25 protein-coding genes and 1 pseudogene are annotated in these 25,365 nt (G+C 59.3%); 11 read left to right on the forward strand and 15 right to left on the reverse strand.

The window, feature by feature from the left end; translation table 11 throughout:
- Positions 1–189: 189 nt before the first annotated feature.
- Positions 190–1,584 carry a serine/threonine-protein phosphatase gene (locus EPN93_12280; protein TAL34492.1) on the reverse strand — a complete coding sequence of 465 codons (1,395 nt, stop codon included), beginning with the start codon at positions 1,582–1,584 and terminating at the stop codon, positions 190–192.
- Positions 1,585–1,968: 384 nt separating this feature from the next.
- Here EPN93_12280 and EPN93_12285 point away from each other — a divergent pair, with 384 nt between their 5' ends.
- The 5 genes from EPN93_12285 (at position 1,969) to EPN93_12305 (ending at position 7,180) form a co-directional block, all read left to right on the forward strand.
- Positions 1,969–2,325 (forward strand): DUF1304 domain-containing protein, encoded by a 357-nt coding sequence (locus EPN93_12285; GenBank protein ID TAL34517.1) that lies wholly within the window; start codon positions 1,969–1,971, stop codon positions 2,323–2,325.
- Between the two features lie 51 nt (positions 2,326–2,376).
- A complete protein-coding gene (locus EPN93_12290; GenBank protein TAL34493.1) occupies positions 2,377–2,643 on the forward strand; it encodes a hypothetical protein in 267 nt (88 codons plus the stop codon).
- A gap of 132 nt (positions 2,644–2,775) precedes the next feature.
- Entirely contained in the window at positions 2,776–4,026 is a 1,251-nt protein-coding gene (locus EPN93_12295) for an MFS transporter (protein TAL34518.1), read from the forward strand.
- A gap of 68 nt (positions 4,027–4,094) precedes the next feature.
- Positions 4,095–5,030: an aldo/keto reductase gene (locus EPN93_12300; GenBank protein ID TAL34494.1), complete on the forward strand. Its 936-nt coding sequence runs from the start codon at positions 4,095–4,097 to the stop codon at positions 5,028–5,030.
- A gap of 77 nt (positions 5,031–5,107) precedes the next feature.
- The gene (locus EPN93_12305; GenBank protein TAL34495.1) at positions 5,108–7,180 is read left to right on the forward strand and encodes a CocE/NonD family hydrolase; all 2,073 of its coding nucleotides are present in this window, start codon (positions 5,108–5,110) and stop codon (positions 7,178–7,180) included.
- Between the two features lie 111 nt (positions 7,181–7,291).
- On the opposite strand, the gene EPN93_12310 is transcribed toward EPN93_12305, so the two are convergent.
- From EPN93_12310 to EPN93_12340, 7 genes and pseudogenes are all read right to left on the reverse strand, one after another.
- Positions 7,292–8,170: an alpha/beta hydrolase gene (locus EPN93_12310; protein TAL34496.1), complete on the reverse strand. Its 879-nt coding sequence runs from the start codon at positions 8,168–8,170 to the stop codon at positions 7,292–7,294.
- A gap of 615 nt (positions 8,171–8,785) precedes the next feature.
- Positions 8,786–8,878 (reverse strand): annotated as a pseudogene (locus EPN93_12315) (DNA primase).
- Positions 8,879–9,122: 244 nt separating this feature from the next.
- Positions 9,123–9,614 carry a hypothetical protein gene (locus EPN93_12320; protein TAL34497.1) on the reverse strand — a complete coding sequence of 164 codons (492 nt, stop codon included), beginning with the start codon at positions 9,612–9,614 and terminating at the stop codon, positions 9,123–9,125.
- Between the two features lie 117 nt (positions 9,615–9,731).
- Positions 9,732–10,298 (reverse strand): hypothetical protein, encoded by a 567-nt coding sequence (locus EPN93_12325; protein TAL34498.1) that lies wholly within the window; start codon positions 10,296–10,298, stop codon positions 9,732–9,734.
- Positions 10,299–10,428: 130 nt separating this feature from the next.
- Positions 10,429–11,697 (reverse strand): hypothetical protein, encoded by a 1,269-nt coding sequence (locus EPN93_12330; GenBank protein TAL34499.1) that lies wholly within the window; start codon positions 11,695–11,697, stop codon positions 10,429–10,431.
- Positions 11,698–11,859: 162 nt separating this feature from the next.
- Positions 11,860–12,852, reverse strand: a complete 993-nt coding sequence (locus tag EPN93_12335) for a hypothetical protein (protein TAL34500.1) — start codon at positions 12,850–12,852, stop codon at positions 11,860–11,862.
- Positions 12,853–13,138: 286 nt separating this feature from the next.
- Complete coding sequence (locus EPN93_12340) at positions 13,139–14,131, reverse strand: hypothetical protein (GenBank protein TAL34501.1); 993 nt, start codon at positions 14,129–14,131, stop codon at positions 13,139–13,141.
- 441 nt (positions 14,132–14,572) lie between these two features.
- Here EPN93_12340 and EPN93_12345 point away from each other — a divergent pair, with 441 nt between their 5' ends.
- Positions 14,573–15,745 carry a hypothetical protein gene (locus EPN93_12345; GenBank protein ID TAL34502.1) on the forward strand — a complete coding sequence of 391 codons (1,173 nt, stop codon included), beginning with the start codon at positions 14,573–14,575 and terminating at the stop codon, positions 15,743–15,745.
- A gap of 27 nt (positions 15,746–15,772) precedes the next feature.
- Here EPN93_12345 and EPN93_12350 read toward each other — a convergent pair whose 3' ends face one another.
- Entirely contained in the window at positions 15,773–16,009 is a 237-nt protein-coding gene (locus tag EPN93_12350; GenBank protein TAL34503.1) for a hypothetical protein, read from the reverse strand.
- A 650-nt stretch (positions 16,010–16,659) separates the two neighbouring features.
- On the opposite strand from EPN93_12350, the gene EPN93_12355 reads away from it, so the two are divergent.
- The 4 genes from EPN93_12355 to EPN93_12370 all read left to right on the forward strand — a co-directional run bounded on the left by EPN93_12355 (position 16,660) and on the right by EPN93_12370 (position 20,080).
- The gene (locus EPN93_12355; GenBank protein TAL34504.1) at positions 16,660–17,256 is read left to right on the forward strand and encodes a sigma-70 family RNA polymerase sigma factor; all 597 of its coding nucleotides are present in this window, start codon (positions 16,660–16,662) and stop codon (positions 17,254–17,256) included.
- Positions 17,196–18,371: a hypothetical protein gene (locus tag EPN93_12360; GenBank protein ID TAL34505.1), complete on the forward strand. Its 1,176-nt coding sequence runs from the start codon at positions 17,196–17,198 to the stop codon at positions 18,369–18,371. The genes EPN93_12355 and EPN93_12360 overlap by 61 nt, the downstream gene beginning before the upstream one ends.
- A 112-nt stretch (positions 18,372–18,483) precedes the next feature.
- A complete protein-coding gene (locus EPN93_12365; protein TAL34519.1) occupies positions 18,484–19,143 on the forward strand; it encodes an MBL fold metallo-hydrolase in 660 nt (219 codons plus the stop codon).
- 25 nt (positions 19,144–19,168) lie between these two features.
- Complete coding sequence (locus tag EPN93_12370; protein TAL34506.1) at positions 19,169–20,080, forward strand: hypothetical protein; 912 nt, start codon at positions 19,169–19,171, stop codon at positions 20,078–20,080.
- Positions 20,081–20,129: 49 nt separating this feature from the next.
- Here EPN93_12370 and EPN93_12375 read toward each other — a convergent pair whose 3' ends face one another.
- On the reverse strand, positions 20,130–20,453 hold the full coding sequence (locus EPN93_12375) for a transcriptional regulator (GenBank protein TAL34507.1): 324 nt from the start codon (positions 20,451–20,453) through the stop codon (positions 20,130–20,132).
- Between the two features lie 223 nt (positions 20,454–20,676).
- Here EPN93_12375 and EPN93_12380 point away from each other — a divergent pair, with 223 nt between their 5' ends.
- Positions 20,677–21,162 carry a nitroreductase family protein gene (locus EPN93_12380; protein TAL34508.1) on the forward strand — a complete coding sequence of 162 codons (486 nt, stop codon included), beginning with the start codon at positions 20,677–20,679 and terminating at the stop codon, positions 21,160–21,162.
- Between the two features lie 68 nt (positions 21,163–21,230).
- Here EPN93_12380 and EPN93_12385 read toward each other — a convergent pair whose 3' ends face one another.
- The 5 genes from EPN93_12385 to EPN93_12405 all read right to left on the reverse strand — a co-directional run bounded on the left by EPN93_12385 (position 21,231) and on the right by EPN93_12405 (position 25,337).
- Entirely contained in the window at positions 21,231–22,217 is a 987-nt protein-coding gene (locus EPN93_12385) for a 3-oxoacid CoA-transferase (GenBank protein ID TAL34509.1), read from the reverse strand.
- The gene (locus EPN93_12390) at positions 22,039–23,169 is read right to left on the reverse strand and encodes a CoA transferase subunit A (GenBank protein ID TAL34510.1); all 1,131 of its coding nucleotides are present in this window, start codon (positions 23,167–23,169) and stop codon (positions 22,039–22,041) included. The genes EPN93_12385 and EPN93_12390 overlap by 179 nt, the downstream gene beginning before the upstream one ends.
- A gap of 252 nt (positions 23,170–23,421) precedes the next feature.
- Positions 23,422–23,667: a hypothetical protein gene (locus EPN93_12395; protein ID TAL34511.1), complete on the reverse strand. Its 246-nt coding sequence runs from the start codon at positions 23,665–23,667 to the stop codon at positions 23,422–23,424.
- 1 nt (position 23,668) lies between these two features.
- Positions 23,669–24,733 carry an enoyl-[acyl-carrier-protein] reductase FabK gene (locus EPN93_12400; protein TAL34512.1) on the reverse strand — a complete coding sequence of 355 codons (1,065 nt, stop codon included), beginning with the start codon at positions 24,731–24,733 and terminating at the stop codon, positions 23,669–23,671.
- Between the two features lie 124 nt (positions 24,734–24,857).
- On the reverse strand, positions 24,858–25,337 hold the full coding sequence (locus EPN93_12405; GenBank protein ID TAL34513.1) for a hypothetical protein: 480 nt from the start codon (positions 25,335–25,337) through the stop codon (positions 24,858–24,860).
- Positions 25,338–25,365: the final 28 nt, after the last annotated feature.

Below are 25,365 nucleotides of genomic sequence, written 5' to 3' on the forward strand. Positions count from 1 at the left end.
GGAATTCACCCGGGATTTGATCTGTGTCGATAGGGCAGTGTAATCGTTTCCCGGCGCATGTCAAAGGTTTCTTCGAACGGGCTTTCGGTCCCCCCATAGACGCTCCCCGCGGCGGTTGCGCTCGACTGACGCCGGCGATCTGATGAAGCGCTCCCGTTTCCGATCCTGGCGGAGCATGGGAGCTCTCTCTCACCTTATGTCGACGCAGATCATACAGATGTCGTCGTCGAAGGAATCGCCGCCCCTGAATTCCACGAGCTCGCCGTAGAGGGCGTCCAGAAAACCCCTGCAGTCGAACTCGCGCAGCTTAAGGAGCCGATCGTCCAGGCTCTCCCCGAATTCCGTCGATCGATCGGAAGGATTCCTCGCCTCGACGAGCCCGTCCGTGTAGAGAATGAGCTTGCTGTGCGCGGGGATGGTCGCCCTGGCGTTCGCGTAAATCATCCCGGTCGAAACCAGCTCCTCGTTCGTCGATATGGCGAGCGGCATCCTCTTCGCCTTGTCAAGGGTCGTGACCGATTTGCTCAGTATGATCCTGGGGGGGTGATGGCCGGCGTTGGCGTAGATGATGGACCTGGTCGACTTGTCATACACGCCGTAGAACGCCGTCACGAAGTTTTCGTCCGTCTGGTCGCCTAGAACCCGGTTCAGGTGCGCGAGCACGAGCGCGGGGTTGAACGAGAGCCTGCTGGACTCCAGCATGCTGCTCTTGAGCATGGACGTGATCAGCGCGGCGGGGACGCCGTGCCCCGACACGTCGCTCATGAAAAGCCCAATCTTTTCGCCCTCGCCGAAACGCACGAAGTCGATCAGGTCTCCGCCCACGGCCTCCATGGGCCTGTACAGGGCGGAAATATACTCGGTGGGGTTAAGGTCAGGGATGAACCTCTGTTGAATCAGGCGCGCCATCTCGAGCTCCCTGTCCATGATGTCCATCCTGGTCTGGAGGTTGTTCCTCTCCGTTTGAAGCTCTTCCCTTCCCGAGGCGATCTGTCTCCGCTGCAGAAAGTCCTTCCTGGTATAGAGCTCTATCAGGTAACAGGCGAACATGCCGATCACGTTGGAGGCGATGAAGAAGAAGTTGTTGTTCACGAAAATATTTATCATTTCCGGCCTGTCAAGCAGGCCCTGGTAGCCTATCGCCGTGAATTCGTATGCCAACACGATGATCCAGCTGCACACGGTCGCGTACAGGAAGCGAAGCCGCACGAAGGTGTAGGTCCACATGATCACGAGGATGAGGCCCGCGTAGTAATAGAGGCTGCTTTCCTTTTCGACCGTCACGCCAATGATCGCGACGATCCCGAAACCCGCGATGAGCGAACTGAACGAGAGAAGGGGCTGCATGAAGGGTCTCGAAATACGGAGGTAGGTAAGCCCGAACACGGCCGCCAGCGCGGGCACGACAATCGCGAAGCGGATGAACCAGATATGGTACATGGAGAGGGGGGCGATAAGGTAATCCAGGACGCCAAAAGCCGAATACAGAACCACGCCCAAGGCAAGCGCGATCCTCACCGAGAGCATCGACTTGTCGAGGTAATCCTCGCGGAACTCGGATTCGAGTCCGGACTCGGTAAACATGAGCTGTCTCCAGAATATTGCCACGCGATTCTCACTCTCCCCGCGGCCTCGTCCCGCCGATGGCCGCACACCTGCCGCCGGAACATCCCGAACCCGGCCATGGTGAACCGTGGTATAAGGACGGTCCGCTGTTTTTTGCGCGGGATCCGGGGCCCGCGCCCCCCTGGTGAACGATTCCGTCTTTCCCGACCCCCCGAGGCCATGCGCCTGGTATTTTTCCGGGGCCGATTTAATTTTACCTGAAGAGCGGGGAAAAGTCAAAAGGTGCGACCGCTGCAATTCAGGACAAATCGCCGGTCTTTCACGGAAATCGAAATATTTTTCCGTCCCCGTTGGAATTTTTCCCGAAAAAATATTAATAATAACTATGGTGAAAAAATGGAACTGATCGCCGACATCACGGTCGCAGTGGTCGCCCTTGTGCACGTGTATATTCTCGTGCTTGAAATGTTCCTCTGGGAAAAGCCGGCGGGAAGGAAGGCGTTTCGTCTCACGCCGGAGTTCGCGAAGGCGTCGCGCGTACTGGCCGCGAACCAGGGGCTCTATAACGGCTTTTTGTCCGCGGGTCTCGCGTGGGGCCTCATGCTGGGCGCCGACGGGATCCACGTCAGGATTTTCTTCCTTGGCTGCGTGATCGTCGCGGGTGTGTTCGGCGCGTTGACCGCAAGCCGGAAAATTCTATACGTTCAGGCGCTTCCCGCCGCCATCGCGATCGCGCTGGTGATAGCGTTCCGGTCCTGAAAAGGGCCGGGTCATGCGATGCGGGGGCATTACAAGTAAGGGAGTGTCGGCATGGCGCATGTCTTGGCAAGGCTCAAGGGCGTGAATTACGCGGACATCCGGCGGGTCCTGGTCGCGGATTCGACGCGGCACGCGGAGCAGGGCCTGTACCTGGAGCATCTCTGGCGTAATATCGACGACGCCAATGAGATCCTGTTCCTGTTCTGGGCGGGCGATATAGGCCATGCGCGCGAATTCATAGACACGATCCACGCGAGGGCGCTCCATGAAAACCCGCAGGCCAAGCTGCCGAACATGGTGTTCCTGGAAGAGGAATAATCAGTTGCGCCCACGGGGAGGAAACGCGTGAATCCCGCGGCGGCCCCGGGATCAGCTTCGCGGCTTGACCGGATTCGGGAAAGTCTCCTCGCGATAGGACCCGGCGAATGGCCGGCGCTGACTTGGTCGTTCATGTATCATTTTTCCCTCCTATGCGGCTATTACATTATTCGTCCCCTGCGCGACGAGATGGGCATCGCGGGGGGAGTTGAAAAGCTGCAATGGATGTTCAGCGGCACGTTTGTCGTGATGCTGGCCGCGGTGCCGCTGTTCGGGTGGGCCGCCCGGCGCTTTGCGCCGCGCAGGCTCCTTGTGTACGTCTACCTGTTCTTCATTGGAAACCTGCTCCTGTTCTTCGCGCTGTTCAGATCGGGCATCGCCCCGGCAGGAATCGCGCGGGCTTTTTTCATCTGGGCGAGCGTCTACAACCTTTTCATCGTATCGGTCTTCTGGAGCTTCATGGCGGACATATTCACGAGCGCGCGCGCGGCACGGCTCTTTGGGATCATCGCGGCCGGCGGTACCGCGGGGGCGCTTGCGGGTCCCGCGCTCGCGGCCGCGCTCGTGATGCCGTTCGGGCCGCCGGTCCTCCTGCTCTTTTCGGCGGGCTTCCTCGCGGTGGCGGTGCTGTGCATCCGCCGGCTGGCCTCCTGGAAGGACCAGGAGAAAGCAATGCCGGACGCACGGCATGCGGGAACGCGTGAGAGCGCATCGGCCCCCGAAAATGAAAGGGCGATCGGGGGAGGCGTGCTCGCGGGTATCCGGCTCGTATTCTCTTCGCCGTACCTCGCGGGGATATGTGCGTTCATGCTCCTTTTCACGACCCTGTCCACGTTCCTCTATTTCCAGCAGGCCCACATCGTGCGCGCGTACCTGGACGACCCGTCGCGGCGCATGGCGTTTTTCGCCGGCATGGATTTCGCCGTGAACGCGCTCACCCTCGCGGTGCAGGTGTTCCTGACCGGGAGGATCGTCGGGCGCTTTGGTATCGGAATATCTCTTGCCGCCGTACCGGCGCTGCTCACGGCGGGCTTCGCGTTCCTGGGGGCGATGCCCGCGCTCGGGACGATCGTCGCCGTGCAGGTCGTGCGGCGGGCGGGGGATTACGCCCTCACGCGGCCGGGGCGCGAAATGCTCTATGTGGTCCTGGGTCGTGAGGAAAAGTACAAGGCGAAAAATTTCATCGACACGGTGGTCTACCGCGGCGGGGACGCGCTGAGCGCCTGGGCGTATGCCGCGATGGGCGGGCTGGGACTTTCCGTGGCGGGCACGGCGTTCGCGGCGATGCCGCTCGCCGCCCTGTGGGCGTGGATTGCCTGGAGACTGGGCCTGCGGCAGGAGACGCTCGCCGCCGCGGAAAAAGGGACGCACGGGGGACGCTGATTTCGCGCACAATGCAACGGAACGCCCCTCTGCGGGTACGGGAACATTGGACAATGGAGGCTTGCAGCATGATTGAAACTAACTTGACGATAACACGGCGGAAATTTCTGGCGGGCGCGGCTGCTTTCGCGGCAGGATACTCACTCGCGCGCGGCGGCCTGGGGGCGGAAGAGCGCACGCACGCGCGGCGCGCCATCCCGTCCTCCGGCGAAAAAATTCCCGTGATAGGAATGGGAACCTCGCGCACCTTCGACGCGGGTACGAACCGGGCCGCGCTGGATGAGCTCGCCGGGGTCGTAAGGGCCTTCTTTGACGGCGGCGGTACGGTGATCGATTCCTCGCCCATGTACGGCACCTCCGAGGCCGTCGTGGGTAAACTCCTGGAGGAGACGGGGACGAAGAAGTCCGTGTTCGCGGCTACGAAGGTGTGGATCGACGGGCGGGACGCGGGTATCGGGCAGATGCGGCGCTCGATGGAGCTCATAGGCGTGAGCGTGATGGACCTCATGCAGATTCACAACCTGCGCGACTGGCAGGCACACCTCCCGGTGCTCCGCGACTGGAAGCGCCAGGGGACGATACGCTATATCGGCATCACGACTTCGCACGGCCGCTCCCACGACGAGCTCGAAAAGATCATGAGATCGGAACAGCTCGATTTCGTCCAGTTTTCCTACAGCATCGAGGAGCGTGCGGCCGAGGAACGCCTGCTGCCGCTCGCGGCGGACAGGGGCATTGCCGTGCTCATCAACCGCCCCTTCCAGAGGGGCGACATGTTCCGGAAGGTGAAGGGCACACCGCTCCCCGGCTGGAGCGCGGAATTCGACTGTGCGAGCTGGGGCCAGTTCTTCCTGAAATTCGTCGTCTCGCACCCGGCGGTCACCTGCGCGATTCCCGCGAGCTCCAGCGCGCGGCACATGGGCGACAACATGGGCGCGGGATTCGGACGTATGCCGGACGCGGCCATGCGCGCGAGGATGCTCAAGTTTTACGAGGCACTGTGACGGGCGGCGCGCTGTAATTCTGCTGGACAAACGCGCCCGCCGGCATATGCTCGTTTGAATAACAGGGGGCATACGCCATGTATACGTATCGTTTGTCGGGACTTGTCGTCACCGCGGTCTGTCTTGCGCTATCCCTCGCGTTTCTTTCGTGCGCGAACGAGGGCGCACCCGTGAGCCGACACCTGGAATATTCCGGCTACTCCGCCCCCGCGTTCAAGGGCTATGCGAAGGAAACGCGTCTCGTCCCCATGAAGGACGGCACCAGGCTCGCGGTGGATTATTTCATTCCGAAAGACGGGCCCGCGCAGGAAAAATTTCCCTCCCTCTTCGTCTTCACGCCCTACGGCAGGGCGTACCTCTTTCCGAAAATGGCGTGGTACGAAAAGCTGTTCGCGCGGATCTCAAGAGGCACGTGGGGGCCGATATTCGACTGGTCCACGCGGGAAGACGTGAAGCTCTTCCTCTCCCACGGCTACGCCTTCGTGGTCGCCGACATGCGCGGCGCGGGTGCGTCGTTCGGCGCGCAGATGCCGTTCACGCCCGGAATCGCCGAGGACGGGAAGGAGCTTGTCGACTGGATAGGCGCGCAGCCGTGGTCGAACGGGAAGGTGGGGATGTACGGTCGGTCGTACCTGGGCTGGATACAGCTCATGATCGCCGCGAAAAAGCCGAAGGCCCTTGCCTGCATAATGCCCGAGGTCATCGTCTCCGAGGCCTACACCGAGGGGGTGAAACCCGGCGGGATCGACGCGATCGCCTGGATCGAGCGCTACGCGAAGCTCCTGCTCGACCTGAACCTGAACCGGTTCGATCCCGCGAACCTGAGCATACCCACGGCGCCCGCCGCCGACGAGGACGTGGACGGTGATTTCGCCGACGAGATGCCCCTCATGGGCGCGGGCGATCCCGCGAGCTTCCTGGACGACGGCCCGCCTGTCTACGCCGACGGCAAGGCGCGCGAGGGGCTCTATCACAAGGCGACACTCGAACATAAAAAAAACGTGCTCTTCACCTCGTTTAAAAGAAAGAGCGCCCCGTACTTCGACACCATCGCGCCCGAGGTTTTCGGGCCCTACCGCGTAGTCGACGGAAGCCCTGGCTACTACCTGAAAGAGGTGATCGAATCGGGAATCCCGGTGTACAATATCGGCGGCTGGTTCGACGGCTTCGTACGGGGCACGGCGAAGATTCACGCGACCATGGCGGGAAAGACCCGCGCGAAGCTCCACCTCGCGCCCCGCTTCCACTACCCGCCGTATATCAGCAAGGCCTACGGAAAATATTTCGACTACGGTGTCGATTATGAGAAGATCATCACGGTAGAGCGCCTGCGCTTCTTCGACCGCTATCTGAAGGGAATCGAGAACGGCATCGACCGGGAGGCGCCCGTGAACATCTACGTGATGAACGCCGGCTGGCGCTCCGAGAACGAATGGCCGCCTGCGCGCGGCCGCGTGACGCCGTTCTATTTTGGCGAGGGACGCGCGCTCGCCGAGGCGCCGGGGGCCGACGGCGCGGACCGGTACGACGTCGACTTCACCCACAGCTCGAGCTACGGGAAGAACGAGGTGAACCGCTGGCTCATGATGTACGTCCCCGACGGTCTCATGGAGCGTACCGGCCAGGACGCGAAATGCCTCACCTGGGACACGCCCGCGCTCGATCGCGATATGGAGGTGACGGGGCATCCCGTCGTGAGCCTGTACGTCTCGTCGAACCGCGATGACGGCGATTTCTTCGTGTACCTGTCCGATGTCGACGAGTCGGGAAAATCGCTCTACGTGACCGAGGGCCAGCTGCGCGCGGGGTGGAAAAATATGTACAACGACGACGACCAGGTGCTCGGGAAGATCGACGTGAAGCCCGACCTCCCGTGGCACGGATATAAAAAGGACCAGTATTCCGCGAAGCCCCTCGCGGGCGGGAAGATCACGGAGCTGCGCTTCGATCTCCTTCCCACCTCGTGGCTCTTCAAAAAGGGACACCGCGTGCGCGTCGCGGTCGCGTGCGCGGACGACAAAAATTTCGAGATGAACCCGTACCTCTGTTCCGGGGACCGCCCGGAGGACTGCCCCGCGACAACCGTGACCGTGCATCGCGCGAAGGCGTATCCCTCGAGGATCGAGCTGCCGGTGATCCCGGCGCGGTGACGCGGGAAGGGCCCTTCCAGACCGCGGCGGGGAAGGGGGCCGATACGCGCACGCCGGGAAGCGGCGCGGCCGGCCCGGGGGGTTCTTATTCCGCCTAACGGCCGAGCGCGCTCAATGCGCGCGAAGGTACGAGACGATTGACTTCGCGATAAGGTCCGGCCGCTCGGGGAGCATGGCGTGTCCCACGGTTGGAACCCTCACCACCGATACGCGATCCCCGAATTCCCGCTTCATCGCGTCCGCGTTTTCCGCGGGCGCGATGGCGTCGTTGGCGCCCTGGAGGACCAGTATGGGCGCGTTTCCCCCGGCCCACCATTCCTCGCGCGGGGTTGCGAGCGTCGCCCGGGACTGCGGCCAGGCGGCCCGGAAATACCAGCCCGATACCCAGTATTCCGGTATATCGGCGGCGCCCGGCGCGAAAAACGCCTTTCGAATGTACTTCCCGCGGACGCGGTCGGGAAGGAAATTAAAAAAGCATATGTACATCGCTTTCCGGATGTCGTCCGGGATGGGAACGTATCCCCCCGCCGCGATGAGGATGAGGGAGCGCACCGTCCCCGGGTGGTCACTGGCCAGGGTCCGCGCGATGCGGTTGCCGAAAGCGTGTCCCACCACGTGAACCTTTCCGTCCGCCCCGATATTTCGTATAACGGCGGCGGCGTCGTTCGCGTAGTCGTGGTGCGTAAGCTTCGCGAAAAGGCCGGAGCCCGCGGACACGCCGCGCAGCTCCACGGCGACCGTGCGGAACCCGGAGGCGGAGAGCGTGCCGGCGAGCTCGTTAAAGTCGCTCTCGGATCTCCCCAGGCTCGGTATGAGCACGACCGTGTCGCCCGTGCCGCGTTCGTAATAGCGCACGACTATGCCGCCGTATTCGACCGTGCCCGCCTTTCCGATCGCGGGCCTGGCTTCCTTTCCGGAATTCCAGACGTACGCGATTGCAAGGAGCAGGAGCGCGCATGCGGCAATCAGGATTTTCAGGTAATTTTTCATGTCAGCGAGGCGGGGTCCCGCTTGATTTTATCCTTCATCGCCTGCAGCCTCCGCGTGTTCCGGTATTATGAGGGGGCGCCTGCCGGCGCCGGGAAAAACGAAACGCGGGGTGGAAGCCCCGCGTGGTTTAGTCAAGTGCGGCTATCCGCCGGATCGGCGGTTCGGGATGCGACTTTGCTTCGCAGCCCTGAATGCCGTTTCCTAAAGCTCATCAATCTCTTTCAGGATCTTATCGGCTTCTTCCAGTGCGTTGTCTTCGGTGACCGCGCTGTATTTCTTCTCGATCTCGGCCGCGGGATCGACGGCATCCTTCTTGCAGCCGCCCAGGGCGACCATGGAGAGAAACGCTAATAATACTACAAGTGATTTCATTTTCATTGATGTTCCTCCTCAGCCTTTCTTCGCTGCAGGCTCGTCTTTATCGGCCTTGGCGTCGAGCTTCTTTTCCTTCGCCGCGAGCTTGTCTTCGATCATTTTTATTTTTGCCCGGAGCTTGTCGGCCTGGTCCTTTTTCCCCTTCTCATCGAGCTTCGCCGCAACAGTCTTCAGCTTCTCGACGACCTTGCGATAGCCCTTTATCTTCGCCTTTTTTTCGTTTGCGATATCGGGGCCCTTCTTATCCTTATCCTTGTCTTTATCTTTGTCTTTGTCCTTATCCTTGTCCTTAACCTGATCCGCGTCTTTTTCCGAGTCTCCGCCCTTCTGCGACTTGTACAGGTCCACGCCCTTGTCGGCGGCCTTCATGGCCTTGTCCTTGTCGAAGAATTTATCCTTGTCGTCCTTCGCCATGAGCGACATCGAAGTCAGGGCGAATGCACAGGCGACGAGGATAGCGATAATCCGTAATTTTCTCATACGCTCTCCTTTTAATTATTAAAGTGTTCGCGGCAGCAAAAGCAGATTATAACCCATGGATTCGGCAAGGTCAAAGAAAATTTTTTTGGGGAAACGGTCAGGAATCGTATTCAATAACCTCTTCATCGGGTTCGGGGGACAGGTAGCTTTCGTCTTCGTTCATCTCTCCCGCCTGTGCCGCGAGGTATTTCTTCACCCCGCGATCTGTGCAGTCGAAGCATACCACCGCCCGTAGAACGCCCTCCTCGCAGGTCGCGAAGTACAGTGAATACCACAGGGCGTCGGCCGGCGACGGTTTCTCTATCACGCAGGGCGGATTTTCGAAGCGCTCGATTTCGGAGTTTCCCGCATCAAACGTCTCCAGGTCGAAAAAAGAATACGCCTCCCCGCTCGTCTCCCCGCTACAGACGATATAGCCGGTTTTATATTTTTTGCAGGCGGAAAGGATCGCGTCGAGGCGATCGGGGGCGGCGCTCCCGGCGATTACCAATGCCACCCAGGAATAGGACTGGACGTATTCCATTTCCCATTCGGTGCGCAGGTCGAGGTGGAAGACTTTTTTCTCATTAACGGTCGCGATTAGTTCCATTGGCGTACCCCTACAGTAACCACCAGGGGACTGTGGAAACGGCGGACCTTGTTCCGAACATTTGATCACCCCTGTAAAGTACATACCCGCGACGCGGCGTGTCGGGTCCCCATGCCATCAACCCCCCGCCTTCACCCGCTCGACGTCGCCGGTGAGGCAACCTATCCTCATCATGAGCTTGTTCTGCGGCACAGGGATACCCGCGAGTTTCGATTCGATGATCTCGGTGATGATACCGCACTGCCGCACCGTGTCAAGGTACGCATAGCGCGTGACGGCGCCGCCCTTCGTGGTGATTACGCCCGACTGGATGACGCCCACGCCCGCGTCCCTGACGCGTTTCATGGCCCGGTCGTACGAGGACACGATCGAGCCCACGTGGTGGAGCCCGCCCCCCTCTTTCCGGAGGAGCGCGGAATAGATGCATTCGTCGCCGCCCTTGAGCTCGATGAGCTCGATCTCGGTTCCGCCCTGGAAGGCGATCGCGAGGTCAAGCTCGACCGTAACGGGCTTCCCCCGGTAGAACGTCTCGTGCGACGCGGTCTTCGTCCGGAACCACGGGCCGATTCCCAGCACCGATTCGTAATGCGTTACAGCCGAAACAATGTCCTTCACGACAATCCCGACCTGGTTCACCCTGGGGAGCCTTATTCCCGGGGTTGGTGCTATATCGGCGCTTTTCATTCAGGGGCCTCCCTTTGAAAGAAGATTTGATTAGTCGGACCGATTCACCGTCAGCATTCGGGACATGAGGGCATTGCATGAGGGTGCCCCCCGGCCCCGCCTTTCCATCGTCGTGCGTCCGGCGCGATCCCTAAAGCTTCCCCTCTTTCTCGAGCCGGTCCAGGTCCTCCGGGGTGATGGGCTTTCCCGTGCCCAGGATGCGGGAGGCCTTGTTAAGCTTCTCAACCATGGCCTTATCGGTCACGGTCTTGTCCCGCGCGGTATCGATGTCCTTCGCGGAGGACGGCGGGATATCGACATATACCTTCGCGGTCACGCGCGTGGATTTGTCGAATGGTCCCGAGAAGGTGATGGTCACGTTGCAGGAAGATGGCGGCAGCAGCGCCTTCGACATGCGTATCGTCTGCGTGAGGCTTTCAAGGGGAGCGAGGAGCGACGTGTCCATGAGCTCGCGTGCCTGGACGACCCTTACCGTGGGGGAATACGAGCTGTCGCATGGCTTGATCTCGAGCTCGGCCTCGTCGAATTCCACCTGGCTTTCGAAGATGTTTTTGATGGTCGCGTTGACCTCGTAGATCCCGCCCGCATAGGTGGCGAACTTGTCGGCGGTCACGGGCAGGATGGGCTGGCCCATGAGCTTGGAGATATAGTGAATGTTGGGGAAGGAAAGGCTCGCCCGGATATCCACGGCCTTGTTCAGGGAATCGGTGACCTTGAGCGAGATGACGTAGCTCGACTGCAGCTCGGATTGGACGCGGTCCGCATATGTGTGGGTGGCGTAACCGGTGTTCGTCGTCGTCTTCTTCCCGTCTCCAAAATCCCATTCATAGGTGCATGTGCCGGTGAGCCCCTTTTCGGAGGTCACCTCGAACATTCCCGTCTCGGGTATTGTGTGGTGCATGCGCGCCTTGAGCACGACGACCGGCTTCCCGGGACAATCCTGGACCTGTACCTGCACCACGCGGTGGTCTATGTGCTTGCCCTCGTCGCGCGCCACGACGTAGAATTCCCTCGTTCCGGGCTGGGTGAAGCGGAGGATGGCGGGATTCCCCATCTTGTCGCCGATGCGGTACACGAGGTGTTTGTCGGGCCCGTTGGGATTATGTGCTACTACGGTAACCTTGAAATCCTCCCCGGAGCACACGGGGTCCTTCTCGACGATGACGTCCTTGATGATTTTTGCCTCCTCGATTTCATACGAGGGGACCTCGTCCGGGTTCACCTCCTTCGATTCCGGTTCGTTGTCCGGGGCGGTGAGAAAATCAAGCAGGCCGGCATACTCCTTGCTTTTCGCGGACTTCTTATCCTCGGCGGGGTCTTTCTCTCCGCGCGTGAGAATAATTCCCAGAATAATTGCGACTGCTGCCACGGCGATGATGAGTATGTTCTTCCTGGTCATATGCGTGCCTTTATTGTTTTATGCGTTCCCGATCGTTCAAGCGAATCGGCGGATCAAATACTCTCATAGATGCGGAAAAGCGTCCACCATATAAAAGTCCCCGCCGATGTGCTGCCGGCGGGGACTCGTTGTGCATTTCAATCCATGCGGCAGTATCGGAACCTAATCGACCCAGTAGTAATAGCCCGCGGTAATCACGAGCGGATCAACCTGTCCGTAGTACGACGTGGACTCGGTCTGCACGCCGGGGTTTGCACCAGCCGGGTTGATAAAGTTCTGGAGAAGCAGGTGGTCGGGAGCGTTGGCATGTGCAGTGAGCGAACCCACCCTCGACCTCCAGTAGGACGAGGTGTCGGTGGAGCGGTCAAACGCGAAGGTGTTCACGATCTGGTTCGCGACCTTCTCGTCGGCGCCGGTCCCGAAAAGGCCCTCGATGTCGATCACGAAGGAGCCGAATCCTCCGGCATTGTCGCGTACCATGTTCACCACCGAAGAATACATGTTGCTCGCGCAGACCGATACGAGGTTAGGCGGAATGGTCGCCACGCTCATCGTCTTGCCGGAAAAGTAATTCGCATACCAGCAGGTCCCCGAGCAGGCATTGCCCCTGCCCTTGATGAGGTAGTTCACATAGTCGAGCTGGTAGATATTCATGTACGAATTGACCCGGTAGTAGGCTACGAGGTACTTCATTACCTCCGCCGCCGCGTTCAACGCGCCGCGATATCCCGCTTCGTTCGTCGCAGTCGGTTTAAGCACCGCGCCGCCCGACGCCATAAAACTCTTGGTGACGTTGTACGTGGTGTCGATGTCCTCGGTGAGAATGCCGGGAAGACCGTTCGAGAGCCTGTCGGGATTCAGTCTTTTAGGCGTCGTCTTGATGCCGAGAAAATAATTGTACTCGATGGGAACTTCGCTCACGTACATGGTGTTGTGACGGATGTTGGCACCGTCATCGATCGCCATGCCGCTGTGGCTCCAGTAACAGCCCAGGAGCCCGAGCATGTCATGAATGAAGCCTTCCCCGGGGGAAAGAACCACGTCACCTTTTTGAGCATTGATGCTCATGGGCTTATATACCCACTGCCCTGCGAAGAGCGCCGTGCCGAAAAGAAGAACCAGCAGCACGGTGAATACCTTAGTCGTTAACCGCATCTAATACCTCCCGGACTCGATTTTTGGTGCATGCAAGAATTGCCATCGGAGGGCATAAAGATATATGGTTCCTGTATGGAGAAGATCGGTGAATGTGCCTTTCGACGTCACCTGATGCACGGTGTTGTGAATAAAGAGTGAGTAATCACTCAATACGAACATGTATCATGATTCCATGTCTTTTGTCAATAAAAAAGTCCGGACGGATTGCTTCAAAAAAATATAAAAAATCCCCGCCGATCATTCGGCGGGGACTCCAGATTACATTTAAACGATACGTCGGATCTTAATCGACCCAGTAGTAGTATCCCGAGGTGATCACGAGCGGATCCACCTGGCCGTAGTTCGACGAAGCCGCCGTCTGTACGCCGGGGTTCCTGCTGCTCGGGTTCGTGTACGACTGGAGGAGCAGGTGATCGGGCGCATTGGCAACAGCCGTCAGCGAACCGACCCTCGATCTCCAGTAGGACGACGTGTCGGTGGAGCGGTCGAACCCGAAGGTGTTCACGATCTGGTTTGCGACCTTCTCGTCGGCACCGGTCCCGAAGAGGCCCTCGATGTCGATTATGAAGGAGCCGAATCCGCCCGCGTCGTCACGAACCATGTTCACCACCGAGGTGTACAGGCTGTTCGAGCAGGTGGCCACGAGGCTGGGCGAGATGGTCGCCACGTTCATCGGTTTGCCGGAATAGTAATTCGCATACCAGCACGTCCCCGAGCAGTGATTGCCCCTGCCGGTGATGTAGTAGTTCACATAATCGAGCTGGTACATGTTCATGTACGCGTTTACCCGGTAGTAGCCCTTGAGGTAGTTCATCACGTCCGCCGCCGCGTTCAACGCGCCGCGATAGAGGCCTTCGTTCGCCGCCGCAGGTTTGAGCACCGCGCCGCCGGCCGCGTTGAAGTTATGCGTGACGTTATACGTGGTGTCGATGTTCTCGGTGAGAATGCCGGGCAGACCGTTGCTCAGGCGCGTGGGATTCAGGCGCTTGGGCGTGGTCTGGATCCACAGGAAGTAATTGTACTCAATGGGAATTTCACTCACGTACATGGTGTTGTGACGGATGCTGGTTCCGTCGTCGACCGCCATGCCGCTGTGGCTCCAGTAACAGCCGAGGAGCGCGAGCATGTCTTGAATGAATCCCTCACCGGTGGAAAGGATCACGTCGCCTTTTTTTGCGTTGATGCTCATGGGTTTGTATACCCACTGCCCCGCAAAAAGAGCCGTGCTGAAGAGAAGTACCATCAGTACGGTCGATACCTTAGTCGTTAATCGCATCAGATTCCTCCTGGACTAGAGTGTGCGTATGCAACGGTTGTCATCGAAAGGCGTTTGTTAAATGATTCCTGCACGGAGAAGCTCGCTGTGCGCCTTCCGTCGGCAATCAGGATGCAAATTGCTGAAGATCAGAGTGAGCAGTCACTCATATATAACATGTACTATAATTTCATGTATTTGTCAATTAAAAAAAGTCCAGCCGGACTGGAATGAAAAATTTTTATTGTCCATTTAAAGTGATATATTCCAAATTCCATTAACGGGTTTCTTTGGAAATTTTTAACTTTACTGCATCCGGGCTTCCGGGTTATTAGGTCACAGGATTTCGAACGCACCGCCGCGATCCGCGCCCGTGAAGCCCCGTGCGGCTGCGGGGGATCGGGGTCCGATACACCGGCGGAATCACCGGACGGGAAGCCCACAATGAAAGAGGAGCACATGATGAAGACCAGAACAAAATACGCGCCGCTCATGGTTGTAGCGTTCGCGGCGATGCTTTTTACGCCCTGCTGCGGCGTACACGAGGGCAGTTCCGCGGACAGGGAAGGGCAGCCCGCCGTGGGCGAAGTCGCCCGCTACCTCGCCGGCATGCCGCAGACGCGCGTCAACAAGCTTTCCGAGCTTGAAAAGAGCCCCGCGTGGAAGAATCACGCGGCCTATTTCGACGCCCTTTACGCGACCATGGAAAAAACGCGTATTCCCGCCATCAGGGGATTCATCGCGAAGGAACTGGGGGATGTCTCCGGGGATACGGAGAAGCTTCTCTACCTTTTCAGCGGGCCCGATTTCTTTTACGCCGATCTCTTTTTCCCCAACGCGAAGCAGATGGTGCTTTTCGGCCTGGAGCGCGTGGGACAGGTGCCGCCCATGACCGACCTCGACCCGGCCCGCCAGCAGGCGTTTTTCGACGTCCTGCGCCAGAGCCTGGTGTGGATGTACGACTGGGGCTATTTCGTGACCACCTTCATGGGCGAGCATTTCAGCAAGGTGATGGAGCTGCGCGGCGTGGTGCCGCTGGTGCTCTTTTTCATGGCCCGCGCCGAATGCGACGTGACCGCCGTGGAGCGTGTCACCGTGGACCAGAAGGGGAACGTGATCTCCGCCGCGAACGATCCCCTGGACGTGGACGCCCCGGGAGACCTTTACGTTTCGGGCGTGCGCATCACCTACAAGAAGAATGGCGAGAAGGAGACGCGCACCCTGTACTACTGGTCGCACGACCTTTCGGACGGGCACCTGGCGAAAACGCCCCACTTCGTCGCCTATATGGATTCGCTAAAATTCGACACGGCCTATTTCAAGGCGGCGTCGTATCTGCCCTACTGGATGAACTACTGCCGCAATCTCGTGCTGAACAAATCCAAATATATTTTCCAGTCCGATTCCGGGGTCCCGTATAAGTATTTCACGGGCCAGGAGTGGACGACGCGGATGTACGGCAATTACATGGGGATACTCGGGGTATTCCCGGCCTGGGCGTACCAGACCGATCTCGCGCAGCGTTATGCGACCGATAAAACCGTGAAGCCCGTGCCCTTTGGAATCTGCTACGGGTTCCGCCTCCATCCGCAGGGTACGAACCTGATGGTGGCAAAACGCTCGGCGGCGCGCTGACGCCGGGCCCCTGGCGGGGTGCCGGGCTTAAAAGACGTAATCCAGGCGCTCTTCTATGAAGCGTATGGCCACGTACCCGACGAGAAGGCTCTTCACCTCGTCGATGGGGACGATGGGCATTTTCTTCCTGAGCACGATGCCGTGGGTGAGCTCGTATTTCATCCTCGCGATATCGGAATAATCGAACTTATCGAGTTCCAGGACCTTGTCCACGATTTCATCGAGGTGGTCCTGGACGAATTCCGTATAAACCTCTTCTGTCATAATCTTTCCTCGGGAAAAAACTAGCGCCCCTTTTCCGGGATTTCAAAAATTCCGGAAAAACGCGCCGACTGTATGCGGTGATCGGCGCGCTGACGGAACGGTCATTTCCTGTCGCCGTCAGAAAGCATTGTCCGGCGGGTATTACTTTACCGAACATGTAAAACGCTGCCCCGGCGAAGGATTCCAGCAGTCAAATTCCCCGATGAATGCCCCGTGTCAAGCGGGAAGTGAGGGCGGGCGATATACCGGTGTGCGCTCATCACGCTTCCGGATCGGTCGAAAAATAAAGGCCCTCACCGCAGGTGAGGGCCAATCTCTCAACGTACGGAGCTTCTCTCTTAATACATCCCGAGCATTGTCTTGAACGTATAGATCTTGTCCTGGGACGAATTGCTTCTTTTCAGCGGTTCATCGAATATCGATTGCGAGTGACGATAATATCCGCACGATTGGGCGGTGCAAAAGGTGCTCGCCAGAACTTCGCTATTCATCGGTTTCCTCCACACAGGGGTACGCTTCAACTTTCAATTGCAATATAGTATAAAATACTAAAATAGTCAATATCGGTCCACCAAAATCCGTGGGGGGAAACCGAGCGCGCTTACCCCCCACGGCAGACCGGATCGCGCACGCATAAACTAGTTGAAATTTTGGCGAAGAAGAGGAATTTTTTGTCAAATGTCGCCGGGAGCGACGACTACAGGGGTGGGAAGTTGGAAACGATTACCGTCGAAAGCAGGAAGAGCAGGTTCAATGGGGCCTACGACATGTATTTTTCGGCCATTTTCACCGCGGTGTTCAGCCGGACGGGGAACTACCAGGAGAGCGAGGATATCTGCCAGGAAATATTCCTGGGCCTGTTCGACGCGATGGACGGCGTTCGAAACGTGCGTGCCTGGCTCTACGGTACCATGAGGAACAGGATCGTCGACTATTACCGGGCGAAGGGACGCAGCCCCGAGGATATCACGCAGATGGTCGAGGAGAGCGCGGCGGCCTACGTGAACGGATTCCGCGATACGCGGATACTCATCGAGGAGGTGCTGGATGCGCCCGGCACTTTTTCCGACGAAAGGGACCGGGCGGTCTTCGACCTGGTCGCGGTGGGCGGGTTCACCGTTGCCCAGGCGGCCGAACACATGGATATCACCTATCGGCAGGCCAGGTACGGTTTCGAGAAAGCGACATGCGGTATCGCCGATGCCCTGAGAAAGCGGGGAATATCATCCATCGAGGAGCTCCTATGACACACGATTCCGCTATCATCGCGTTGTTGAAAAAATATGATTTCCGGCGCGAGATCGCCCCGGAGATGAGGAAGCGCCTGCTCGAATCGAAGCGCAAGGTGTACGGGACAATCCGCGCCTCAAGGCCGGAACTGCGACCCGCGGGGCTGTTGCACGCGGTGTTTGGACCATTTTACATGATGAACAGGAAGGCCGCGCTCGCCCTTTCCATGGCCGTCGTGGCGGCCGTGACCGGCGTACTCATTCTCACCGGCATACCCGGATTGCGCCTCCCGTTTACGAACGGGACCAGTCCGCTTCTCGCGCGCGTGGTATTCGTCGCCGGAGATGTGCGCGTCGAACAGGGGGGTACGGAGTCGCGACTCGCCCTGGGGTCCGATATTACCGCGGGGGCATCCGTGCTCACGGGCCCGGGCGGCGTCGCCGTCCTCCAGGTGGACGAGCTCGGGACCGTCAGGGTTAATGAAAGCTCCCGGTTCACGTTCGGCGCGATCGACGGACGCGGCGACACCGAGCTCGCGCTCGACCGGGGATCGATATACTCCAAGCTCCTGAAGCGCGGGGCGGGCCAGTCCTACCGCGTAAAGACCCACAGCTATACGGCTGCCGTACGCGGCACCGAGTTCCTCGCGGTCTCGAGCGAGCGGGAAAAAAGCATCATGGTGATGGAGGGGGTCGTCGGCGTGGCGACGCCCGTCTCGTCGGCCGAGGTTGCGAAGGGAAAAGGGCTGACCGTGGGCGCAGCGGGCGAGGTGAAGGAATACGCCCTGGGCGAAAAGGAGATGCTCATGCTGCGGAGGCAGTCGCTCTATCCCTACCAGCGCAACGCGCGGAGCATGTCGGCCGGCGAATTGACGGCCGTAAGCGAGGGAATCAGGACGCGGGAGGCGGAGATCGACACGCTCCTGGCCGCGTCCGACGGGGATTCCGCGGTTTCGCCTCTGGACAGGCTCAGGAAGAAGGGGATGCCGCTCACGATGGTGCACCTGCGTGACGGTTCCCAGATCGCCGGAAGCGTGGTCGGACAGGAGGAGAAGAAGCTCCGCCTCGATACCGGGGACGGAATCGTCGAGATACCGGTAGATGAAATCATACGCCGCGTGCCCATGAACTGATGAAGACGAAACATAAAGCGGATTGATCGCGCGAAGCCCGCGGGAATCCCCGGATCCCGGGTGAGCCTGTGAAAGAATTGACAGCCGGGTCGGCATGGGAAAGAGTGAGGCAATGAAGATACTCTCACAGGTCCACCTGGTCGGGGGAGCGGGCGAATCCGCAGGCTCCGACGCGGCGATCTACCTCATCAAGGGTGACGGCGGCGCCGCGCTCGTGGACGCCGGGACGGGAGAATCGCACGACCGCGTGTTGAAGAACATCGCCGCGGCCGGGGTGAAGCCGAACGAAATCGGTCATCTCTTTCTCACGCACTGCCATTACGACCACACGGGCGGCGCGGACCGGATGCGCGGGGCGACCGGGTGCGCGATCGTCGCGCACGAGCTGGACGCGGAATTCCTTGAGATGGGCGACTCGCGCGTGACCGCGGCCTCCTGGTACGGCACCCACATGGAGCCGTTCGGGATCGACATCAAGGTCACGGAGGAGGTCCGCGAATTCGTCATCGGGGGGATACAGGTCACCTTTCACCATGCCCCCGGGCACTCGCCCGGTTCCGCGATCCTCACGATGGTATCGGACGGGAAGCTTGTACTTTTCGGGCAGGACGTGCACGGTCCGCTCAACGGGACCCTGCGGTCGAATCGGGGGGACTACGTGAAATCGCTCGAGTACATGCTCGCGCTGGATGCGGATATACTGTGCGAGGGGCACTTCGGCGTTTTTACAGGAAAAGATAAAGTGCGCGATTTCATAGAGTCCTACCTCTAGCGCATCGGCTAACGGAACTCATCCCATGAAGAAGGGCATCATCTCGGCGGAACACATGAAGGAGCGAAGCGCGTTCGCCGCGCTCGCGCTTTCCCTCGCCGCGACGGGACTGGGTCAGATGTACAACGGCGAGCTCGCACGCGGGGCGGCGTTCCTTCTCCTGCGCGTCATGGCTGTCGCGCTCATCCCGGTGACGATGTTTTCGGGCGGAGAGGGGAGCCTCGTCCGCCCGGTCGCGGCCCTGCTGGCGTTGAGCGCCGTCGTCGCGCTCGCGTCGATCGTGGAGGCGGCATGGTGCGCGGCGAGAAGAGAATCGGTCCCCCTCGCGCGCTATCATCGCGTGCCGTGGTACCTGGCGTTCGGATTCGCCTCGTGGCTTCTCACGGGACTGTCCCTCGCGAGCCTTGTTCCCCTGCTCGGGCTCGCGCGGGCGGAGGATTCCCGCATGGAACCCTCGTTCGCGCAGGGCGAGACGGTGCTCGTGTCCTGGTACAGGGGGAAGACACTGGTCCCCGGCGACGTGGTGCTTGTCGAACGCGGAGGGGCGACGCGCATGGGCAGGGTCGTCGCGCTCCCCGGGGACACGGTGCGCGCGCGCGAGGGCTCGGTCCAGGTGAACGGCGCGGCCCTTCCCGCGGGGGTGCTCTCGGACGATCAGGCGGAGGCGCTTGGCGTCGTGAACGGCGAGACGCTCTTCTACGAATCGAACGGGGGGCGGCGCTACGCCGTCTACGCGAAACCGGAATCCATGAGCGCCGCGCCCGATGCGAAGAACATGCGCGAGCTCCCCGGGGGTCGCTACCTTCTCGCGTGCGATAATCGTCTCGAGGAAAATTGTTTCGATGAAATAGAGAAGTCCGCGGTCATCGCGAAGGTCGAGGGCGTGGTTATCGGGAACTATTGGAGGAGGATGCTGTTTGGGGGGTTCGTGAGGTAGGGAGGCCTTCTAATGGCTTAACCTTAAAGCCATGAACTTCCGCAGTATTTCAACTACACCATTCGGACGCCCATTTCTGTATTTCGTCCAGCACCGGTTTGAACGCCTTTCCCTTTTCCGTGAGCTCGTATTCGATCCTTACCGGGAATTCCTCGTAAATCCTTCTCTTGACGATGTTCAGGGTCTCCAGTTCCTTCAACCTTTCGATGAGCATCCGATCGCTCATGTTGCAGATCGTGCCGGAAAGATCGCCAAACCTCTTGGGCCCGTCGGAAAGTACCCGCAGGATAAGCCCCGTCCATTTTTTTCCCAGGATCTCGAACGCGGCCTCGAACAGGGGGCATAGCGAATTCGGCTGAATCGGTTTTTTCATATTTTTAATTAATTATCATTGACAAAAAGTAAGTAACTATATAAACGATAGATAATGAATAATGGTTAGTTGAATACCAATCGTTCATATTAACCCAATTCTATCCCATGGGGAATATAATCAATAAGATTTTTCAAATTAATCAACAGGGGGAGATATAAAAATATCTCCGCAGGTGCAGTTTCGATCAGGAAAGGAGTATTATATCTGTTTGGAGGATTACATGATTTCACTATTAAACAGCCGCAGGAGCGTAAGGAAGTTCAAATCGGGTGAGGTGTCGGATACCGATATCAGGGAGATACTGGAGGCAGCCATGAACGCTCCCTCCGCGATGAATGAGCAGGCATGGCATTTCGTCGTCCTGGCCGGGGAGTCACTCGATGAGTTTTTGAAAATCAACACGAACACCCCTGAGGGGGCCGCACGGGGAATACTCGTGTGCGGCGATACGAGCGCTTCGCGCGAGGATTACTACATCCAGGACTGTTCTGCCGCGACCCAGAACATCCTGCTTGCGGTCCACGCGAAGGGGCTGGGCTCCGTTTGGACGACGGTGTTCCCCGACATGAGGCAGGCCGTCTCGAAACTCCTCAATCTTCCCGATCATGTCGTGCCGTTTTCGTTCACGCCAATCGGTCATCCCGCGGCCGCTCAAACCTATAAGACCAGGTACGATGAAGGCAAGGTCCACTACCATGCGTGGTAAGAAGAGGGAAAGACATATTGCGGAATAAAGAAAGGCGCGGATGCATATCCGCGCCTTCGTGAAAAAAATTACATCCCCGGAATGCTCGTGAACACCCCGTGCGGGTCCACCTTCGTGCGCAATGTTTCGAGCACCTCCGGTGTGGGTGACGGCGTGACCGGGATGTCCTCCGCCTCGGGCTTCAGGAGCTCGAAGCCGGTGGCCATCTGGGCGAGGTCGAAGGATACGCCCAGGTGGAGCGACTTCACGCGCATGCGCTTCGACTGCGGGTGAAAATCGTATACCCCGGCGTTCGTCACGACGGCGATGGGGCCGTTGCCCAGGAGGCCTGCCTTCTTGCGCGAGTCCTCGCCGGTGAGGTGCCCCACGCTCGTGATGAAGTCCACCTTCTTCACGAACTTGTCCGGGTTCTGGATCCCCACGAGCACCATGTTCTCGGTGAGCGAGGAGAGGTCATTGTTTCCCCCGGAGCCGGTGAGCCTGGACTTGGGTTTCAGGAAGTTGTCGCCTATCATATGGGTGTTGATATTGCCGTACATGTCTATCTGTGCGAATCCCAGAAAGCCGATATCCACGTACCCGTTTCCGGCTTGCGCGAAGGAGTAGGACATCTCCTGGATGATGGGCGATTTTCTCCAGGTGAAGGGGTCCCCCACCGACCAGGGCATATCGCCCGCGATCGGGTTCTGTCCGCCCGATTCGTACACGAGGGTAATGTTGGGTGCGTGGGTTTTCCGCGCGAGTATCGCGGCGACCATGGGAAGGCCAGTCCCCACGTAGACGATCTGGTGGTCCTTTATCTGCTGCGAGAGTACGAACGCGACCATTTCAAGCGGGTTTGCCGGTTTCATTGCAGTCATGGTTTCTCCTCCGATTTTAATAGTAGATGCCGGGATCTTTATCAACGGTAAAGGGCGTGTACGAGAAGTCGAAGCCCTCGTCCTCGTTTTCGTACTCGGCCGTTTTGGTGAGGCGCTTCGCCGACGCGATCCACTTTGCGCCGCCCAGCTTCTCGACGAAATCGAACTGGTCCCTGCACCCGAAGACCCACTCATCCAGGAACGTGCGCATGTTCTCCTCGCTCTTCGTGCCCAATCGTAAAAATTTTTCCCACCACTGGCGCGACCAGTAGTAATGGCCCGGCATGTTGCCCGGCACCGCCCCGAAGGGAAGCTCGACCACGGCGTCTACGTACATGAAGGGAATCACCACGCCTTTGTTGTTGTACCGGAGCTCGGCCTCGGGGACGATCTCCTCGGCGGTGATGATCACCTTGCGCGCGGACGCGGCGAGCGCGGCATCGTTGACCACGGGGCCGTAGATGCGCGCGTTGCCGCACTTGTCGGCGGCCTGGACGTGGATGATGGTCACGTCGGGATAGAGCGCGGGTATGAATACGCAGGGATCATGGTCGTCGCGCGCGGGGTTCTGCATCACCTTGACGTACGGGTTGTGGCGCACGATATCGGAGCCCAGGAGCTGCTTGCTGAACACGCCCGGGAGCCCAAGCTGCGCCGCCTTGAAGCCCTGAGCCATGGAGCCGTGGCTCCACTCGGAGAGTATGGTGACGCGGCCCTCCTTGAGCTGGCGCGAGTAGTTGCGGTCGGTGCCGCGCATCTCGGCGCCCACGTAGGAATTGTGCGAATACTTGCAGGTCCCGGTGTTGATCATGTAGGTGTGGTTCGTGTTGGGCGATCCGATAAACTGAAGGTCCTTCTTGCCCTGCCGCATCATCTCGAAATACGACTGGTGCGAGGTGCGCACGTAGGCGAAGCCGGCGTCGGTGCAGATATCGCCGTCCTTGACGTATTCCGCGACGGCCTCCTTGAGCGAGATCCGCTTGTCGCGCTGAGAATGGTCCTTCGTCAAGTGCGCCTTTCGCGCAGATTCGGAATCGACCAGGCGGTCCAGGATCGACGTGTCCTGGATGTTCAGGTTCTTGAGCGCTTCCTGGTTGTAGCTGAATTTTCCCATATCCGGCCCCCTTTGCAGTATGCTGCGGTACATGCCAGCTTGTATTACAAATTACATCCGTGTGTTAGCTTTTAAAAAAGCGATATACTGGACCAAATCTTTAATAATAATTGGCATAGTCAATAATAAATATATTTTTGTTGAATAAAAATTCACTCCCTGCGGGGGCAGGGGAAGGGCGCACGGAAGAGACCGCGCGCACCGGGCGCGGCATGCGGGGAGTTTCTTGATTAAATAATAGCGCGGCCCCGCGATTGTTCAAGGCCCGTGACTGGAAAAGCGTGGTTATTCTTTTTTGGGCGGGGGGCCGATGCGCCGGTCGGCGTTTTCGCAGCGCTCGCAGTAGAACGATGCGCATCCCGGCGGTCGGGACCGATAGGTGCGGCATCGGCCCGCCGCGTCCAGTTCGGGGCATGCCTGGACCGCCCTGCCGTCCTCGAGCGCCAGCGGAACGCGCATACCCGAAAGGGGAAACCGGGCGCAGCAGGTGTGTATCTTTTCCTCGATGGGGCAGGAATCGCAATGAGTCATATCAGCAAGCGGGAATGGACCCGCCTTCCCAGCGGTTGAAGCCTCCGTTTCGCACCACATGTTCCGTGACCGTGCCGGCCTCCCGGACCACGCGCTCGATTATCTCCCCCGCGGACTCCCTGCAGGTGATCTGGCCCACGACCTGGCCTACGGGGCAGGAGCCGTTCCGCACGTCGCCGCCTATGAGCCCCTCGGCGATCTTTCCTTTCCCGAAGAGGAGCAATTCCAGGCTTGGCGTGGCTTTCTCCATCTCTTGGAATGCGCGGGTGAAATCGTTCGCGAGGCAGCGCATGGGGAAGCCGGTGAAGTTTCCCGTAACCGTCGTGGAATCTATTCCGCATGCGACAAGGGAATCCTTGAGGTCGTCGTGCACCGGGCATTCGTGCGCGGCCAGAAAACGCGTTCCCATCATGACGCCCACGGCGCCCATCATGAGGCACGCGGCGAGCTGGGTCCCGTCGCCTATCCCCCCCGCGGCAATCACCGGCACGCGGTCCCCCACCGCCGCGCGCACCTGCGCGATAAGGGGCATCGTGCCTATGGAGCCTATGTGGCCGCCTCCCTCCTGTCCCTCCGCGACCAGGAGGTCGGCCCCGGCCGCGAGGGATGAGAGCGCGTGTCGCACCGTCGCGACAGTGGGGATGAGCGGGATGCCCGCGTCTTTCGCATAATGCACGACCGCGGCGGGGTTCCCGATCCCCGTGAAGAGCGCGCCGATCCCCATGGCGCACGCGCGCGCGGCCTTGGCGGGAGACTCGGGGTCCTTGAGGAACACGTTCACCCCGGGGGGGACGCTCGTCTCGCGGTAATACGCCGCAATCGCGGCGGCGAGCTCGTCCGGGGAAAGGTTACCGGACCCGATTACCCCGAGGCCCCCCGCACGGCTTACCGCCGCGGCAAGCGCATGGTCGCCGGCATAGGCCATGCCCGCGAGGATGATGGGGTAGCGTATTGAAAGGCGCTCGCAGAGCGATGTGTGCAGCATGGCGTCCATCCTCGTGAACCGGCGTCTTCGCGGGGCGCCCTTACGGCGCCCCGCGTGTGAGCATGAGCGCATTGATATCATTCCGGCGTGAAAAATCAAGGGAATTATCGGCGCCGCGTGACGGAGTGTGAATCATTTTCCGGGGAGATGGGCGTAAATGGGCATACCTCGCCTCTGATGTGGCGTGCGTGCGGGTGTGTGATGATTAACGCGAGGAGGTGCGGCGGAGTATTTTGGTGGGTGAAGCTCTTGTGGGGTGGTTTTCGGTGTCCCCCCAGTAGAATTCCCAGCACAGAATGCCCCCTGCGCTCCTTTGGCCGATGGCATAATGGGGGAACCGAACATAATTATGCCTTCCGGCTGAATCGCACAGCAACTCGTGCAGGTAGCGCTTCGTCGCGATGGCAACCAGATGCGAGACCGAGAACCGGCTCAATTTACGGAAATCCGACGCGAACTCATTCTCATTCTTCCTATAGCGAATCGGAAAACAATGCCACCTCTTCCAGGGATCACGGGGCTGATACCTCACCAGAGTAAACCCTCCCTGAAACCGGTCAATATCGCGCAGAACGCGTTTCAGGAGCATTATGACGACAGCCTGGCGGCTTGTTTTAAGCTTTGCCGCCGCAAGGGCGATATTCACGAAGACGATGTGGCTCATGTTTATAGAAGTGCGAAGCATTCCGTATCCTCCGGGACAAAGGCGTCCA

The organism is Spirochaetota bacterium (assembly GCA_004297825.1).
Taxonomy (GTDB): domain Bacteria; phylum Spirochaetota; class UBA4802; order UBA4802; family UBA5368; genus FW300-bin19.